We start from the raw sequence: 17,371 nt of genomic DNA on the forward strand, positions 1-17,371 counted from the left end.
TTAAAATAGATAAGTAACTAAACAAATTTGTAAATTTGTGTTTATTGTTTTGTATAGCTTTTAATTTTTTAGTTAAATTGTCTGTAATGATTTAACTTTGTTCTAATTTTGCACTATACTATACAAAACTACTCATCTGTTTTCACACAACTTCAGCATACAAATGAAATATCCGAACACTAATATACACCCCAACGCAAAGATTGCAGAAAATGTAACCATCGAACCTTTTGCAACTATTTATGGAGATGTAGAAATAGGGGAAGGAACTTGGATTGCTGCCAATGCAGTTATCATGGATGGTGCTAGAATTGGAAAAAACTGTAAAATCTACCCAGGAGCTGTTATTTCTGGAGACCCTCAAGATTTGAAATATAAGGGGGAAAAAACACTTACTATCATCGGAGACAATACTACTATCAGAGAATTTGCAACCATCAATAAAGGTACAGATGATAGAATGCAAACGACGGTAGGTAATAATGCTTTGATTATGGCGTATGTACATATTGCTCATGACTGCATTGTAGGAAATAATTGTATTTTAGTAAATGGTGTTCAACTGGCTGGGCATGTAGTGGTAGAAGATTTTGCCATCATTGGAGGAACAAGTGCTGTCTTACAGTTTGTGAAGATTGGAGCGCATGCCATGATTGCAGGTGGTTCGTTAGTTAGAAAAGATGTACCTCCTTATATTCGTGCTGGGCGTGAACCTCTTTCGTATGCAGGAATTAATATTGTAGGTTTACGCAGACGTGGTTTTGATGCTGACAAAACAGCAGAACTTAGAGAAATCTATCGTCTTATTTACTCTGCTGGGCTTAATACACAAGAAGCTCTCAAACAAATAGAAGAGCTAGAACCTTCAACACCAGAAAAAAATCAGATTGTAGAGTTTATTAAAAATGCAAAACGTGGCATAATCAGAAGTGGAAATGAAGATGCTACCATAACTGTATGATATTTTTTCTTCAAAATACATTACCCAACCAAATTGAAGGTTTTTCAAGAATTGAATATTTGGCTGTCTTTAATGCCATTATTTTTGGTTTTATTGTAGCTGAGTTTTTTATGGGATGGGGAAACTTTATGCGTTATCGTTCTCAGATTCATTTTGACTTTATTCCAGTTATTTGGTCTTTTCTCACTTTTTTAGTTTCTATCTTGATTTGGTGGGGAACTTGGACAAATAACGAATTTATTGGAAAAAATATTTATTACTACTATTACTCCCTTGCCTTACCTTTACTTCTTTATCTCGTTTGTGTATTCCTATTTCCCAAAGTAAGTGATAGTAGATATGAAAAGGATACTTTTGATTTGGAACGTTATTTTCAAAAACAAGCTCCCATAATTTCCTTTTTATATGGTCTTTTGTTTACAGCAATGATTCTCAACTCTATTATTTTTGAAGAATATGAGTTTTGGAGTATAAAGAATTATATCAAAGGAGGTGCTGCTCTGCTTGCTTTTGCTGGAATCATCATAAAAAACAGGAATTATTACTGGGCAATCACTGTGATTATGTTCTTATTGTTTGTTGGATTTTTGATAACATTATAATAGAAATGGACATTAGTTTCGATTTAGACAGCACACTTATTCCACATGGAAACGAATTTGAATCGGAACACAGAAACTGGTTAGCAAAACTACTAGGAATTGAGCCTATTCGTAAGGATTCAGCATTGCTTATTTCTGCCTTACAAAAACAAGGACACCACATTCATATCTACACTACTTCATTTAGAAGTACATTCAAAATTAGATTACTGCTTTTATATTATGGAATTAGAGTAGAAAAAATAATCAACGAATTTCAAAATCAGCGCACTTTAAAAAAGAAAACTATTAAATCATCAAAATATCCTCCTGCTTTTGGTTTTGATTTGCATATAGATGATTCGAAAGGAGTCGGAATAGAAGGCGAAAAATTTGGCTTCAAAACAATTATTATAAAAACAATTGATAAAAATTGGGTAGAAACTATCAAGAAAGGAATTGAAGACTTTAAAGTATAAAATTAGTTCTCCCAAAAATTGCTTTCATATTCTATAAGGTGGTTATAATAAGAATGAGCTTCTTTTAAACTGTGTTCAGAATCGATGTAATTGCAATGATAAATAATTCCAAAATTGTTCTTGTCAATCTGCTCTACAGCAATCCCACTCAAAAGCATCAAATCAAAGGCTTCTTTTGCTTGGAGTTGAGTAGCTCTATTTTGTGAGTCTTGCCAAACAAAATTACTTTCACACAAATAATTCATAACCTCTTGATACGAAAAATTAGCTAATGTTTTATCTAATCCAGTCGTTTTGTTTTCTATGGCTGGAATAATTAGGCTAATAACTTCAATTTGAGAGATTAATTTTCCTCGTCTCTTATCAAAGTATAGATTCTCTTTTGTTTCTAAAATAGAAATTTGACGAGGACTAAACCACTCCCATTCAGATTCTAACTCCTCTTCTGCTTCCCAGTCATTAGAAATAATAGTCTCTGGTTCAAGTCCTATATCTTCAGTCAAATAACAAGGCATTTCCTGTGGAACAGTCATGTTTTCTTCAAAATGTTCTGACGACATTTCAGTTTTCAAATCACGACTATCGTAAGGCTGTAGTTTTCCATCACGCACCCCTGTGATAATTAATTTTGTGATTTCATTTTCTTCTATAAAAAAAGGCTGATTTTGCTTTTCCTTTAATGACACTCTGCGCCAAAGAGTCTTTTGATAAGAAATATGATTCTCATAGACAGTCTTTTGTACAATATCAGATGTTATTTGTGCTTGTAGTAATAGGAATGGAAAAGTCAAATACAAAACTAAAAGAACAAATTTCTTCATTATAATAAGTCGGATTGGGTAGAGACATATACACTCAATAACGATATATTATTTTGCTATTATATTTTTTGAAAATAAATGTATTGTGGTAGAAGTTTTTTTGAAAGAAACCACAAGGTAGAGAGTATTTTGAAGTTTTGCGCTAATTTTTCCTTACGGAATCTTCTGCTTGAAGGTTACAAATTAGGTAGTTTTTATTTGCAACAAAGTTGCATTTACGAGTAACTTTTAATCACCAAAAGCCATTTTTTAATCTAAAAAGTTATAAAATTCTGATTTTCTTAAAAAAATAGAGTTTTTTTTCTGCAAAAAAAGATTTTAACAATATAAAATATTATTTGGAATGAGCGTAAAAAAAAAGCTATTACAGAATATTATTTGGTTTATTGCAGTATTTTTGTTTTAAAAATTTTGAATAAACATTAAAAAATGATTTTTATACCGATAAAAAATGATTTACCCAAATTTTGTTTTTCTAAAAAAGTACCGTATGTTTGCAATGCCTTCAAGAGTAAGGTTTAGCAAAGGATTTAACTCAACAATTAACATATTTAACTAAATATTCATTTCCCCTTTAATTTTTACAGAAAATAAAATGATTTCTACAAAAACAATTAAAAACACACTTTTTAGCTTCGGATTCGGCATAGGAATGCTTGCAAGTTCGACATCATTCGCTCAAGATTCACACGGTCATAAAGGTCGTTCTTGTCATGCAGATGAAAACTTAGAACGTTTGCTTTCTATCAATCCAGAAGCAAAGCAAACAATGCGTAACATTGAAACATTTACGCAAAACTATATTCAAAACCAAAGAAATCAACGTACAGAAGCAGAGGTTTACACAATTCCAGTTGTAGTACACGTACTTTATAATACTTCTGCTCAGAATGTAAGTCAAGCACAAATTCAATCTCAAATTGATGTATTGAATGCTGACTTTAGAAGAACAAATAGTGACTACACTCTTACTCCTTCAGAGTTTGCTGGTTCAGTAGCTGATACTGAAATCGAATTTGTTTTGGCAACAACAGACCCTAACGGAAATGCTACAAGTGGTGTTACTCGTACACAAACAAGTGTAAGTGCATTTGGTACAAATGACCAAATGAAATATAGCTCTCAAGGTGGTAAAGATGCTTGGAATACTCAAAAATATTTGAATATTTGGGTATGTAACATGTCTGGTGGAATTTTGGGTTATGCTCAGTTCCCAGGTAGTGGATCTGCAAACACTGACGGTGTTGTTATTCTTACTACTGCTTTCGGTTCTACTGGAAATGTAAATGCTCCTTTTAATAAAGGACGTACTGCTACTCACGAAGTTGGACACTGGTTAAACCTTCGCCACATTTGGGGAGATGGTAACTGTAGTGCTGATGATTATGTAAGTGATACACCTATTGCTGCTGCTTCAAATGGAGGTTGTCCTTCTTATCCTTCAAAATCTTGTTCAAACAATGGTGGTTTTACAAGTGATATGTTTATGAACTATATGGATTATACAAACGATGCTTGTATGTATATGTTCACAACAGGTCAGAAGAACCGTATGCGTGCTGTTCTTGATGCAGGTGGTTTCCGTTCTGACTTAGTATCAGGTGGTACAACACCTCCTCCTACTACGTCTTACTGTGCATCTAAAGGAAGTGATGCAAGCTATGAGTGGATTGCAGGTGTAAAAGTTGGTTCATTGAACAAAACAAGTAGCAATAATGGTGGATATGCAGATTTTACTTCATCTTCTGTAAGCCTTGCTCAAGGAAGTAATAACGCAATTACACTGACTCCAGGTTTTGGTAGCAGTACATATAACGAATACTGGAAAGTATGGATTGATTTCAACAAAGACAACGATTTTGACGACGCAGGCGAATTAGTATTTGATGCTGGTTCTTTAAGTAGCACAACTGTAAATGGAACTCTTTCTATTCCTTCAAGTGCAGCAACTGGTTCTACTCGTATGCGTGTATCTATGAAATATAATGGCGCACAGACTTCTTGTGAAACATTCTCTTATGGTGAAGTTGAAGATTATACAGTAAATATTACAGGTGGTTCTACTCCTTCTTGTGGCGTTCCTTCTGGACTTTCTTCTTCTTCTGTAACTAGCAGTTCATTCACAGTTTCTTGGTCTTCTGTTTCAGGTGCAAATTCTTACGATGTTCGTGTTCGTGCAGCAGGTACTTCTTCTTGGACTACAAACAATTCAACTTCAACATCTTTAAACCTTACTGGTGCTAGTCCTTCTACTCAATATGAGTATCAAGTACGTGCAAACTGTTCAGTAAGTAGTGCATATTCTTCAAGCTCATTCGTAACTACTTCTTCTGCTCCAGTTGTATCTTACTGTTCTTCTAAAGGAAACAGCGTTGCTGATGAATGGATTCAGAGAGTACGTGTAGGTTCTATTGACAATAACTCTGGTGCAAACGGTGGATATGCAGACTTTACTAACCTTTCTACATCACTTGCTAAAGGTACTAGCTACAACATCACTATCAATCCAGCTTGGTCTGGAAGAACATATAGCGAAGCATACAATGTATGGATTGACTATAACCAAGATGGAGACTTCAACGATTCAGGTGAGTTAGTTTACTCTCGTGCAAAAACAACAAGTTCATCTGTAAGTGGTTCGTTCACAGTTCCTTCTTCTGCTCAAAATGGTTCAACTCGTATGCGTGTAACAATGAAGTATAATGCAAATGCAAGCTCTTGTGAAACATTCTCTTATGGTGAAGTTGAAGATTACACAGTAGTAATTGGTTCTTCAAACAGAATTAATCCTGCTCCAACAGCATTCCACAATGAAGATAGAGCACAAGAAGCAAGATTTGGAAATGGATTGAAAGATGAGAGCGTTGCTTTTGTAGCTTTCCCTAACCCTGCAAACTCTACATTGAATGTTCGTTTAGGATACTTCAGTACAGATTCAGAAGTTACTATTTACAGTGTAACTGGAGCACAACTTGTTAGACAAACACTAGCTTCTCAAGAAACGGCTATCAATATCTCAAAACTTCCTAAAGGAATGTATATCTTGAGTGTGAATAATGGTCGTGAAGTAGAAACGATTAAGTTTATCAAAGAATAGAAAAGTATTCTAATGAAATAAATCACAAACAAAAACACCTAACAGATAATGTTGGGTGTTTTTTTATAGCATAATTTTTGAAATACAAGCACATTAAAAATCAACCCTCTTAAATATAAATCACTAAAACTAAAATGAAAAAATTAATGAATTATTCACTTTATATCTTACTGTTCTCTACTTTATTTACTTTTACAGCTTGTGGAGACAAAGATGAGGACGAAATGCAAGAAGTAATAACTTGTGAAACTTCTGTAGGTGAATTATCAGAAGCAAATGCTATTCTTTCTGAAAGTGCTTGGGAATGGGTAGAATCACGTAGTCAAGGACGAAATGGCGAAATTATAATTACACCTGAAAGCGAAGGAAAAACAATGTCTTTAGTATTTAGTCTAGGACAAAGTGTAGAAGAACTAGAAAATGGGCAAGCTACAGGAATTTGGGAATACAGACTCTTAGAATCATCAGATACCACACAAGGACAATTTACTACAACTTGGCTGAATGCTGGTAATATAGAAAGGGATTATTTTTTAGATGTATGTCCAGAAATTTTAATACTAACAGACGCTTCTAGTAGCCTAATGAGCGTAACAACATATAAAAGAAAGTAAAAAAATATCAAGACAAAAAAGCCTCAAATTTGAAAGAATTTGAGGCTTTTTTATGATTAAAAGAGAAGGTAAATTACTTTTCAGTAGATTCTTCTTTCTTTTCAGTACGCTTATAACGACGGTTGAAGCGTTCAACACGTCCAGTAGCCTTACCAAAGTTTCCTTTTCCACCTGTGTAGAATGGGTGAGAAGCAGAACTAACCTCTACTTTTACTAATGGATATTCGTTTCCATCTTCCCAAGTGATAGTTTCTTTTGTCTGTATAGTAGAGCGAGTCAAAAATTTGAATTCGCTAGAAGTATCTAAAAATACTACTTCACGGTATTCTGGGTGAATGTCTTTTTTCATTGTATAAACAGTTTTATGTAAGAGGATTGCGCCACTTACCCTATAAATTTAATTTAAAACTTTTCTAATAAAGTCTGTATGGAATACAAAACTCTAAAACGAACTGCAAAAATAATCATTTTATCTTGAATTACAACAATTAAAAAGCCTTTAATTCAATAGATTATGCTTTCAAAGCAGATTTTTTGTCAGAATCTTTTTTTTGAGTTCCTTCAAATTGCATTAGTATTTTAATTCTTACTAAATTTATCAATCCTCTACCTTCTTGTAAAGAAAGATTCTACAAACTCTTGTTTATTAAAGACTTGTAAGTCTTCTACTTTTTCTCCTACACCAATATACTTTACAGGAATTTGGAACTGGTCAGATATTCCTATCACAACGCCACCTTTTGCTGTTCCGTCTAACTTGGTTATAGCTAGTGAGGTTACTTCTGTAGCTTTAGTAAATTCTTTGGCTTGTATAAAAGCATTTTGTCCTGTACTTCCATCTAAAACGAGCATTACTTCGTGTGGAGCTTCTGGAATATGTTTTTTGATAACTTTATGAACTTTTGTTAGCTCATTCATAAGGTTTACTTTAGTCTGTAAACGCCCTGCTGTATCAATGATTACGATATCTGCATTTTGTCTAATTCCTTCCTCAACAGCTTCGTAAGCCACAGTTGCAGGGTGAACGTTCATTCCTTTAGAAACTACAGGAACATCTACTCTTCTTCCCCATTCAATCAGTTGGTCGACAGCAGCAGCACGGAACGTATCAGCAGCTCCTAACAATACTTTCTTACCAGAGGCTTTATATTTTGCAGCTAGTTTTCCAATAGTTGTTGTTTTTCCTACCCCATTTACTCCTACTACAAGTAGAACATAAGGCTTTATATTTGGAAGGTCATAGTTTTTGACATCAGAAGAATTATTTTCTGCCAAAAGGGCTGCAATCTCTTCCCTCAAAATTCTGTCTAGTTCTGAAGTTGTGGTATATTTATCTTTAGCCACACGCTCTTCAATACGGTTGATAATCTTGACCGTCGTATCTACACCTACGTCAGAAGCTACTAAAATATTTTCAAGTTCGTCCAAAACATCATCATCAACTTTTGACTTTCCTGCAATGGCTTTTCCAATTTTATCAAAAAAATTAGATTTTGATTTTTCAAGACCTTTGTCTAAGGTTTGTTTTTGTTCTTTGGTAAAAAATTTCTTGAAAATAGACATAGTATTTGTTCGAAAATGGTTAGAAAAGCAGGGTAATTGATAACAAAAGATATTTTTTGTAATCTTATTTATAGAGATAAGGAATACCTTATCCTTACAATCAAAAGACAAAAATACGCATTTGTATTTATATTCTTTGTATCAGAAAGTATAGAAAATGAAAAAAAGCCCCTATAAAACATTTCTGTAACGGGACTTTTTTAGTCTTTTGTTTTGAGAAATACCATTGTAGGGACTATTGAAGTATAAATAAACTAAAAAGCTATTGACAAATGTTCTTAGCTCTTGCGGTTCATTACTTCTTGTACCATTTGTTCAGGAACGATTTCTTCCTTGAACGTGTATGCACCTGTTTTTTCTGAACGAACAGTACGGATTACTTTAGCCCATTTCTGACCGCCTTCTTTTTTCAGGGTTGCTACTACTTTCTTAGCCATAATATATAAAACTTAAAAGAGTGAATACTTTATTTAATGGATAATTGGCAATGCCAAAATCCATATATGAGAATAAATATAAATTACTTAATCTCTCTGTGTACCGTATGTTTTTTAAGGATTGGGTTGTATTTTTTCAATTCCAAACGCTCAGTTACATTCTTACGGTTTTTTGTAGTGATATAACGAGAAGTTCCTGCCACACCAGATGTTTTGTGTTCAGTACATTCCAAAATCACTTGTACTCGGTTGCCTTTCTTAGCCATAATGATAATAAAATTAACTTCTAAAACTCCAAATTTTATTAGTTTTAAAAGTAGAGATGTAAAGTTATATTTTTAATGTAGCCTATGCTTCTTGAGCAGGCTCTAAAAAACTTTTATGCAAGTGTCCTTGTGCTACTGCCTTACGCATTGTAGGAAGGATTCCGTTTTTACTGATAGTACGGATTGCAGAAGTAGAAACTTTAAGTGTTACAAAACGGTCTTGCTCAGCAATATAAAAACGCTTTTTCTGTAAGTTTGGATAGAATTTACGTTTTGTTTTATTATTTGCGTGAGAAACGTTGTTTCCTACTTGTGTTCTTTTGCCAGTGATATCACACACTCGTGCCATAATGAATAAAATTTATAGTAAAAACAAAAACTATTGGTTATTTGCTTTTCTAAGTTGTAAATATAAATGAAATACGAGTTGTATTTTAAAAGAAATAAATAGTGGTTGAAAACGAATGTAAAATTATAAATGAAGAAAAAATGTGTTTTTTAGAGTTTGCATCGTCTCTAAACGAATTTTTATCTACACTTTATCTGAAACTTGTAATATCAAATAAAAATATAATTTGCAGAGAAGTCTCATTTTCAAGCCTTTACTCTTTTGAATAGAATTGCAAAGGTAAGGTCTTTTTTTCTGAATTGCAATTATTTAAAATGAAAAATTAGAAGCATTTCATTGACTTAGCTCAATTACAAACTTCCTCATACCAAATCAAATAATTTTCTATCAACACTTTTCTTTTTTTGATACAATACCTATTATAAAAAATTCCTTCTCTTCTTTTGCTATTTCGTGAAGGCTTAGAGGAATAGATAAGACCTCCTGTGATTAGAAGTATCAAGATTGTCATAAAAATACCCATAAACCTTGAATTAGTATCGTTTGAGCTAATTATGAGATACAAGCAAAGAATACTTACCACAACAAAACCGTAAAAGCAAAGTTGCCAATACATTATTTGAAGGTGTAAAGAGGCTAAACTCAATGGAGAAATACTAAGCAGAAACATCATAAGGAGCAGTACCAATCCAACATAAAAACCGAGTTTTAAGTATTTTCTCATAAAAGTATTTTTTTATGAAGATAAGCATTTGAATCAAAAATGCTCTAACGTCCTTCATTTCCATTATGAAAATGAATAGTTTCTGGTCGTTCTATATCAAAATCTTCTATGCGAAGGCGTGGTACATTATCAATAACTGTTTGAATATGAAAAGGTGCATCAGCAAAACCTGTGTAAACTCCAAAACGAATTTGAAGCATATTGAAGGTAAAACGCTCATTATAGATTCTAAAACCAATATTATAACCTTGAAAAATAGGACTTTCTGAAATAGAATTAGTAAATGTAGCCACTCCCACATCTGCACGCACAAAAAATGCCCATTGAAAATCTAACAGTTGCCAAGGCGTAAAGAAAACACTCTCTGTTCCTAAAACCCCAACTTCTGTTCCTTTGAGTTGGTCATTTTGCATCCCCCAAATACCTGCATTCCTATTTATATCATTAAATTCTCTATCAAAACGATTAATTCCCTTTGTATAGCGCCCTCTTAGAAATTGTCTTAATCGCCACTTGCCTAAACAAATGAGTGGTGTAAAATAAGTAAATTTAGATTCGAAAGTCCCTTGTTCTAACTCCCTTGTATTGGTTATGTATGAACCAAATGCCATTGAAGCACGCAAATAGCCTATTTTTTTTGTCTTGATGCCTTTGCTAACTTCTACACCTGCATAATATCGTGTCTCTAAATCAGTATTTGATTTTCCAAAAGTCAAGACAGCACGCCTACCAATCGGAATATCTTCAGTTCTTCCAAAACCATAAATCATATAATCTCTCTGATAATTTCTTTTTGTTAGTCCAACACTCAAAAGCATTTGTGTCTGATTTTGATATAAGAGATTTGTATCTGTACTTATCTCTGGGCGAGTTAGAAAATAATAATTTGTAAAACGAGCAGCCGTAATGAGCGAGAGTCTGCCATTTTTGGTTTTGATAGGAAAAGAATACGCTCCCCATCCGTCTGTAAGCAAATAACTATAAAAAAAATCAGCAGTAAGCGTATCACTTTCTAACAGTGGGCGAGCCAACCAACGTCTATATCCAGCTTCTGCACCACCTGCCCAACGCATATTAGGAGATAGAAACCGACGTTCTAAAGCTGTATTATATCTTTTGTGTTCGTAGGTATTCTGATAATCAGCACTCAAAACAGAAAAAGAATTTCCTAAATAAGCTGATTCAAAATTAGCTTGATGTCCAAACTCTTGTTCAGTATTAGGTCTGTAGATAATTCTGCCTCCTAAAGTGTGTCCAAAACCTAAGAAATTTCGCTCTTGAAGCTCTACCCAACCACCATCTAGTCCATACGCTCCAGCACTTGGAAGCATCGACCAAATATCTTGTGTAATGATTTCAATATCTACTGTATCACTTTGTGTTCCATCTTCAACTGTTCTTGAGTTTACATAAATACGAGCATCAGCAATAGAATTTAATTGTCTCAAAATTCGCTCTGTATCTCTTATCAAATCTGGATTTAGTTTTTCTCCTTCTTCAAAAAGTAGATAACGTCTTTTTACAACTCCACTGTGCGTCTTAATGTGTAGTGTATTACCTGCTCTTTCTAGCCAATTTTTCGTTTTTCTTAGAGTATCAGTAGCTTTTGCACCAAAAACATCTAATGTTCTGACACTAATATTTCCAATTATTTTTCCTTCTTGTGTTTTCCAATCTGGATAGTGCAAAACTTCGGGTGGTGGGCAGTAATTAGCTTCTTTTTTAGGTTTAATTATCCAACTGACTACTTCTTTTGTGAGTTTTCGTTTTTCTGCCCAATATCTAATCTTGTCTGCTAAAGTAGTATCATTTTTCGGTTTGTATTGCTCATCAACAATCTTTTCAAGACTGTCTATTGTAACAACAGACGTAGAATATGAAGGAAAATAAGGAGCTTTTTGCGCTTTTGTTTTGGAAGCTAAAAAAATACAGAAAAAGAAAATTACTCCTATCTTAAAAAAAATAGGTATAAAAAATCGTCTGTAAAAAGTAAAACAACTAAAAGAAAGAGAACTTCTTGTACTTGAAAATAGTCTAAAAAATAAAATTCTGATTTCCTCTAAGTTGTCATTATTCTGCTTTTTCATAATAACCATCCAACTCAAAAAATAGAGGAATGTAGCCTGTTGAAACTACTTTAACTCTGCTCTACTACAATCAACACCAATATAGATATGAATGTTTGCGTAACAGAAAACGAATCCACAATTTTTAGCTAATTTTGTTGCTCAATAAAATACGAATATCAAATTATGAGCAAATCAGTAAAAGATAAAGTAGTCATTATTACAGGAGGAACTTCTGGAATTGGGAGAGCTTGTGCAGAAGCCTTTGGACGAGAAGGAGCAAAAGTTGTCATTACAGGAAGAAATGCTGAAAGGCTAAAAGAAGCACAAGAATTTTTAGAAAATCAGAATATTGAAGTATTGCCCTTGCAGTTGGATGTTAGTAAAGAAGAAGACAATGAAATATTAGCAAAAGAGACAGTAGAACGATTTGGAAAAATAGACATTTTGGTAAATAATGCTGGTATTTCGATGCGTGCTTTGTTTAAAGACTTGGATTTATCAGTTTTGAAAAGTCTTATGAACATCAATTTTTGGGGAACTGTCTATGCTACTAAATACTGTATTCCTCATATTATCAAGACAAAAGGTTCTGTGGTGGGCGTTTCATCTATTGCAGGGTTTAGAGGACTACCTGCTCGTACAGGATATTCAGCTTCAAAGTTTGCTATGCAAGGTTTTTTGGAAGCGTTACGCACTGAAATGATTGAAGAAGACGTACACGTTTTGATTGCTTGCCCTGGATATACATCTTCAAACATTAGAAATACTGCCCTTTTACACAATGGAAATGCACAAGGAGATTCGCCAAAAGATGAAGGAAAAATGATGAGTTCAGAAGAGTGTGCTGCTCATATTTTGAAAGCTACTAAAAAACGAAAAAACATTCTTATTCTGACAACACAAGGAAAACTGACTGTATTTTTAAATAAACTCTTCCCTTCTTTTATGGACAAACTCGTCTTAAATGCGATTGCAAAAGAAGGAGAAGTTCCAAAGTAGTTTTTTGTATTCTCAAAAATGGCAAAAAATTAGGGATGATATACGTCTTATGTATCATCCCTAAAAATATAAAAAATGAGTAATCTGTTACATACTTAGACAGCTATAAAATGAGTAAAAAGAAAATATAGAGAAGCTATAAAAATAGCTATTAAAAGCCCTGCAAAAATATAAAAACTGGTATAGTTGTATTTTGGCTTTATTGGTTTAGGCTTATTGTACTTTGCAATTTCCTTTTCCAAAGCAAAGACTTTCTCTTTATGATGTTTTTGATGCTCTCTAATTTCCAAAATTCGAAACTGAATCCCTTCAAGTTCTTTCTCATAATCAAAGAATTGTTTTTCATGCTTTGCTTTCTGAAGATAAAGGTTTTCAAGAATTTCCTTTGTTGTTTTGAATTTAGGCTGATTTTGGGAGGTTTGATGTTTTGTAAATAAAGGAGTCATGATGATAGTAGTTAAAATTGAATAGGATATTAATTAAAAGAAGCTGACTTTCTCATTTTTCGTACTAGCCAACTAAATCATAACTTACCTAACCTACTATTAATTCCCCCATTATAGATTATTTGTAGCTTCTATGCTTATTTGTATCTATTCTGAATATTTATTTTTAGGCTGATTAGGGAACTTTTTTGGTAGTGCTGTTATTTTGGCAATTATTTGAATCTGATGATAAGTGCATTATTTTTAGATAAAAGATTCCTTTCTCATCAGCATTTTCAACATCTTTAGAGAAAACAATTTGAGTTAGGCTTATTTTTTGCAATTTTGAATTACTTGATAAGTATTGATAATCAAAGATTTAACAACTCTTCAACAAATGCAATCATTTGTTGGATAAATGATATTGATAACTTTCAAAAACTTACCACAAGCCTACAACAACTCATGAAGTCTAATTTTACATTACTCCTTTTCTGCTTTTTTTCGGTACTGTTTCTTTCCAGTTCAGTTCCCAAAACCCTAGACCCTATCCCTGTCAATCGGTGGATGTTGTTTCAAAAAGAAGCAGGTGTAGAATTTTATATCCAACATCGAAGTTCTATGTACGACACTCGTTATAATACGCTTGTGCGCCTTCGAAACACCAATCAATATGAAGTAAAAGTGAGCTTTACACCTTCTTTTGGATGTGAGGGAGAGAGTAAAATGAACCTCCAAGGAAGAATCCAAACAGCTATATATCCACGCCACTCAGTTACGCTTTTGGCATATCGTCCATGTCAAGGAAAAATCCCAGATAGAATAAGTTTTAACTCATTAGATGTTAGAAAAAGATAAATCCCCACACCTGTCTGTCTTGTCAGTATAAATTAGTGGAAAAATAAAAATTTATGAGCAAAACATCTTTACCTACCCAAAAACAAACTACTGGAAAAAAAGGAGAAGAAATAGCTGTATCTTTCTTGAAAGAGAAAGGTTTTTTATTGCTTGCCACCAACTTTAAAGCAAACAGAGGAGAAATAGATATTATTGTAAGAAAAAAAAATGTTATTCATTTTATAGAAGTAAAAACCCGTAAGAACAACGATTTTGGCAATCCAGAATCTTTTGTGAGTGAAGCACAAGCTGATAAAATTTCAGAAACAGCAGAACTATTTTTAGAAGAGTATGAAGAAAAAACAGACAAAGAGTTCAAAGGCTTCATTCAGTTCGATATAATTTCAATTCTTTTTGAAAAAGATAATCTAAAAGAAATTCTACATTTGGAAGATGCTTTTTAGAAGTAAAAAATAATCGTAATTTCACACTTTATTCCTACTCCATTTTAAAAAGTAGATTCAAGAATCAATGTCAGAAAACGACACCTTAAAAATGTATCTTCAAGATACCAAACATACCAACCCAATAGGAATTTTTGACAGTGGGATTGGAGGACTTACGGTAGCACATGCTGTCAAAAAACTTCTTCCACACGAACAAATCATCTATTTTGGAGATATAGCACATCTTCCCTACGGAGATAAATCTACGGCAGCACTGCAAGCCTACTCTATAAAAGCAGTAGATTTTTTACTCAAACATAACTGTAAAGTTATTCTCTTTGCTTGTAATTCGGCATCGGCTGCTGCTTTTGAGCTTATCAAAGAATATACTGCCACAAGAGCTAAGGTAATTGATGTCATCCAACCTGTTGTTAATTATGTTGCAAATCGATTTGATGGAAAAAACATAGGTCTTATCGGCACACGCCAAACTATCAACTCCAACGCCTATCTTCAAAAAATAAATCAAGCCAACAAAAATGTATCTTTGTCGTCCTTAGCAACACCTCTTTTAGCTTCTATGATTGAGGAAGGCTTTTTCAATAATACGGTCAGTAAGTCCGTCATTGCAGAATATTTGTCTGATGAATCATTACAAAATATTGAAGGTCTAATTTTGGGTTGTACGCATTACCCACTCATAAAAAAAGATATTGAGCTATTTTTTCAAGAAAATTTTACCCAGAAAGTTGAAATTATAGATGGTTCTTTTATTGTAGCCGAAGAAGTTCGTATCTTTTTAGAACAAAATAATTTACTCAATCCATATTCTACAAAAGAAGATGTGTTTTATGTTTCTGACCTTACTAAGTCATTCGAAGAAACCACAAAAATATTTTTTAAGAAAAAAGTAGAATTGGAACTGTATAAACTTTGGGAATAGATTTTTTCAGTTTCCAGTAAATGGTTACCAGTAATTTCATTGAGTTTTTTTATTCATTTATCACTAATCTACGCCATTGTTGGTGTCCCCACCAACGACGAAAAATACCACAAAAATGAAAAGATTACTTTTTTCCTCCGATTTATTAGACCTTACGGTAAGCCGTCTTTGTGAACAGCTTATTGAGAATTATTCCGATTTTTCGGATACAGTTTTGCTAGGCATTCAGCCACGAGGGACTCTTTTTGCAGAGCGCATTCATAAGCGTTTGGAAACTCGTTTGAATAAAAAAATTCCTTTTGGAAAGCTAGATGTTACCTTTTATAGAGATGATTTTAGGAGAAGAGACGAGCCTCTCAAAGCTAATATGACAGATGTTCCGTTCGTGATTGAAAATAAGAAAGTCATTTTGATAGATGATGTTCTCTATACAGGACGAACCATTAGCGCAGCAATGAGCGCAATGGCAGCCTTTGGGCGACCAAAGAAAGTAGATTTACTGGTATTGATTGATAGAAAATATACAAGAGATTTGCCTATTGCTCCAAATTATACAGGTAAAACTGTAAATACAATTTTATCTGAACACATAGAAGTAGAATGGACACAAGAAGGTGCAAAGGAGGATAAAATTTGGCTTATTTCAGAAAATGAAGACCTATAAAAAAGAAAAACCCTCTTTTTATGAAAGAGAGTTTTGCTACTTCTTGCCAAAAGAAACGACCAAAATAATTTAAAAATGAGTAGTCCTTAAAAAATGTTCATTGTTGGTTAATGAAAACAGACTACTGATTACTTTGTCTTGCTCTTCTGTTTTTTGGTTCTAAAAAAATAAAGTTGCTATAAAAAATGTTGTAACGTCAAGCCTACTACCTCTCAACGTTCAAAGCAGCTACTTTGAGAACCTGCTTACTTACTTATCTACTTACTCGCTTTATATATTTCAATAGGCTTGCCAATGCCAAAATAACATAAAAAATAATTTTATTTTACTTAAAAACAGGCTTTAAAGCTCATTAGAGAGTATTTTTAATTTTGCACTAGACTTTTATAGTAGAGTGTTTTTTTCAAAGTGGAAAACATTTTTTTCATAATAGAAAAAACCACATACTCAAAATACAATTTTGGAAGCATATTTTTTCACTAACTCTTTTGTAATTTCTTGTTCTTGTTTTACCCTTAGCAATACTTTAGAGCCAAGTTGATGAATAACATAATTTTCAATAATCTGCTCTGATGCTAGATTAGATTCGCCGTTAAAAATAATTCCCTTCAACTTTATATTTCTATTTTTGATGGCTTCTAAGCTCAAAATAGAATGATTGATACTACCCAAATACAGATTACAAACCAAAATCAGAGGTAGTTCTAGTTTTTCAATGAGGTCAATAATATAATCTGCCTTTCCATTTTTTGCTTCATTTATCGGAACAAACAAACCACCTGCACCTTCCACAATTAAGTTTTTATCTTTTGTTTTGTTTGGCAATTCAAAATCAGATAAACTTATATTTATATTGTCAATTTTTGCAGCAGCGTGTGGCGACATAGGAGCAGTGAGACAAAATCGCTCTTTCAAAAAATGACTTTCTGTGTTAGAAACTAGCTTTTTAACTCCATCCGTATCTCTTGGTAAACCTGCTTGAATGGGTTTCCAGTAGTTGGCGTGTAAGGCTTCTACCAAAATGGCACTAATGAATGTTTTACCACTATCTGTTCCGATAGCAGATATGAAATATTGATGAATCATACTTGTAAAC

General features: G+C 33.1%; 20 protein-coding genes. 10 read left to right on the forward strand and 10 right to left on the reverse strand.

Annotated elements, in window-relative coordinates:
* Positions 1-163 precede the first annotated feature (163 nt).
* Genes lpxA through QZ659_RS01975 form a run of 3 tightly spaced genes read left to right on the forward strand, consistent with a single transcriptional unit; the run spans position 164 to position 2,021 of the window.
* Positions 164-961, forward strand: a complete 798-nt coding sequence (gene lpxA, locus QZ659_RS01965) for an acyl-ACP--UDP-N-acetylglucosamine O-acyltransferase (RefSeq protein ID WP_291721094.1) — start codon at positions 164-166, stop codon at positions 959-961.
* The gene (locus tag QZ659_RS01970) at positions 958-1,563 is read left to right on the forward strand and encodes a hypothetical protein (RefSeq protein ID WP_291721097.1); all 606 of its coding nucleotides are present in this window, start codon (positions 958-960) and stop codon (positions 1,561-1,563) included. The genes lpxA and QZ659_RS01970 overlap by 4 nt, the downstream gene beginning before the upstream one ends.
* 5 nt (positions 1,564-1,568) lie before the next feature.
* The gene (locus QZ659_RS01975) at positions 1,569-2,021 is read left to right on the forward strand and encodes an HAD family hydrolase (protein WP_291721100.1); all 453 of its coding nucleotides are present in this window, start codon (positions 1,569-1,571) and stop codon (positions 2,019-2,021) included.
* A 2-nt stretch (positions 2,022-2,023) separates the two neighbouring features.
* Here QZ659_RS01975 and QZ659_RS01980 read toward each other — a convergent pair whose 3' ends face one another.
* A complete protein-coding gene (locus tag QZ659_RS01980; protein ID WP_291721103.1) occupies positions 2,024-2,842 on the reverse strand; it encodes a hypothetical protein in 819 nt (272 codons plus the stop codon).
* 595 nt (positions 2,843-3,437) lie between these two features.
* On the opposite strand from QZ659_RS01980, the gene QZ659_RS01985 reads away from it, so the two are divergent.
* Both QZ659_RS01985 and QZ659_RS01990 read left to right on the forward strand, forming a co-directional pair.
* The gene (locus QZ659_RS01985) at positions 3,438-5,939 is read left to right on the forward strand and encodes a GEVED domain-containing protein (RefSeq protein WP_291721104.1); all 2,502 of its coding nucleotides are present in this window, start codon (positions 3,438-3,440) and stop codon (positions 5,937-5,939) included.
* A gap of 146 nt (positions 5,940-6,085) precedes the next feature.
* The gene (locus tag QZ659_RS01990) at positions 6,086-6,553 is read left to right on the forward strand and encodes a hypothetical protein (protein WP_291721107.1); all 468 of its coding nucleotides are present in this window, start codon (positions 6,086-6,088) and stop codon (positions 6,551-6,553) included.
* Between the two features lie 73 nt (positions 6,554-6,626).
* Here QZ659_RS01990 and QZ659_RS01995 read toward each other — a convergent pair whose 3' ends face one another.
* The 7 genes from QZ659_RS01995 to QZ659_RS02025 form a co-directional block, all read right to left on the reverse strand.
* On the reverse strand, positions 6,627-6,902 hold the full coding sequence (locus QZ659_RS01995) for a type B 50S ribosomal protein L31 (RefSeq protein ID WP_291721110.1): 276 nt from the start codon (positions 6,900-6,902) through the stop codon (positions 6,627-6,629).
* A 257-nt stretch (positions 6,903-7,159) separates the two neighbouring features.
* On the reverse strand, positions 7,160-8,116 hold the full coding sequence (ftsY, locus tag QZ659_RS02000) for a signal recognition particle-docking protein FtsY (RefSeq protein ID WP_291721113.1): 957 nt from the start codon (positions 8,114-8,116) through the stop codon (positions 7,160-7,162).
* 278 nt (positions 8,117-8,394) lie between these two features.
* Entirely contained in the window at positions 8,395-8,553 is a 159-nt protein-coding gene (locus QZ659_RS02005) for a DUF4295 domain-containing protein (RefSeq protein WP_291721116.1), read from the reverse strand.
* A gap of 83 nt (positions 8,554-8,636) precedes the next feature.
* Entirely contained in the window at positions 8,637-8,819 is a 183-nt protein-coding gene (rpmG, locus tag QZ659_RS02010; protein WP_291721119.1) for a 50S ribosomal protein L33, read from the reverse strand.
* 82 nt (positions 8,820-8,901) lie between these two features.
* Entirely contained in the window at positions 8,902-9,168 is a 267-nt protein-coding gene (gene rpmB / locus QZ659_RS02015; protein WP_291721122.1) for a 50S ribosomal protein L28, read from the reverse strand.
* Positions 9,169-9,514: 346 nt separating this feature from the next.
* On the reverse strand, positions 9,515-9,892 hold the full coding sequence (locus tag QZ659_RS02020; RefSeq protein WP_291721126.1) for a hypothetical protein: 378 nt from the start codon (positions 9,890-9,892) through the stop codon (positions 9,515-9,517).
* 44 nt (positions 9,893-9,936) lie between these two features.
* Complete coding sequence (locus QZ659_RS02025) at positions 9,937-11,979, reverse strand: hypothetical protein (RefSeq protein ID WP_291721129.1); 2,043 nt, start codon at positions 11,977-11,979, stop codon at positions 9,937-9,939.
* 165 nt (positions 11,980-12,144) lie between these two features.
* On the opposite strand from QZ659_RS02025, the gene QZ659_RS02030 reads away from it, so the two are divergent.
* The gene (locus QZ659_RS02030; RefSeq protein WP_291721132.1) at positions 12,145-12,960 is read left to right on the forward strand and encodes an SDR family oxidoreductase; all 816 of its coding nucleotides are present in this window, start codon (positions 12,145-12,147) and stop codon (positions 12,958-12,960) included.
* Positions 12,961-13,055: 95 nt separating this feature from the next.
* Here QZ659_RS02030 and QZ659_RS02035 read toward each other — a convergent pair whose 3' ends face one another.
* Positions 13,056-13,406, reverse strand: a complete 351-nt coding sequence (locus QZ659_RS02035; RefSeq protein ID WP_291721135.1) for a hypothetical protein — start codon at positions 13,404-13,406, stop codon at positions 13,056-13,058.
* A gap of 324 nt (positions 13,407-13,730) precedes the next feature.
* On the opposite strand from QZ659_RS02035, the gene QZ659_RS02040 reads away from it, so the two are divergent.
* From QZ659_RS02040 to pyrR, 4 genes are all read left to right on the forward strand, one after another.
* Entirely contained in the window at positions 13,731-14,243 is a 513-nt protein-coding gene (locus QZ659_RS02040; RefSeq protein WP_291721138.1) for a hypothetical protein, read from the forward strand.
* A 53-nt stretch (positions 14,244-14,296) separates the two neighbouring features.
* Positions 14,297-14,686 carry a YraN family protein gene (locus tag QZ659_RS02045; protein WP_291721142.1) on the forward strand — a complete coding sequence of 130 codons (390 nt, stop codon included), beginning with the start codon at positions 14,297-14,299 and terminating at the stop codon, positions 14,684-14,686.
* Positions 14,687-14,753: 67 nt separating this feature from the next.
* Entirely contained in the window at positions 14,754-15,611 is an 858-nt protein-coding gene (gene murI, locus QZ659_RS02050; protein ID WP_291721145.1) for a glutamate racemase, read from the forward strand.
* A 115-nt stretch (positions 15,612-15,726) separates the two neighbouring features.
* Complete coding sequence (gene pyrR / locus QZ659_RS02055) at positions 15,727-16,275, forward strand: bifunctional pyr operon transcriptional regulator/uracil phosphoribosyltransferase PyrR (RefSeq protein WP_291721148.1); 549 nt, start codon at positions 15,727-15,729, stop codon at positions 16,273-16,275.
* Between the two features lie 447 nt (positions 16,276-16,722).
* Here the strand turns inward: pyrR and bioD are convergent, their stop codons facing one another.
* Entirely contained in the window at positions 16,723-17,361 is a 639-nt protein-coding gene (gene bioD, locus QZ659_RS02060) for a dethiobiotin synthase (RefSeq protein WP_291721151.1), read from the reverse strand.
* Positions 17,362-17,371 lie beyond the last annotated feature (10 nt).

The organism is Bernardetia sp. (assembly GCF_020630935.1).
Taxonomy (GTDB): Bacteria; Bacteroidota; Bacteroidia; order Cytophagales; family Bernardetiaceae; genus Bernardetia.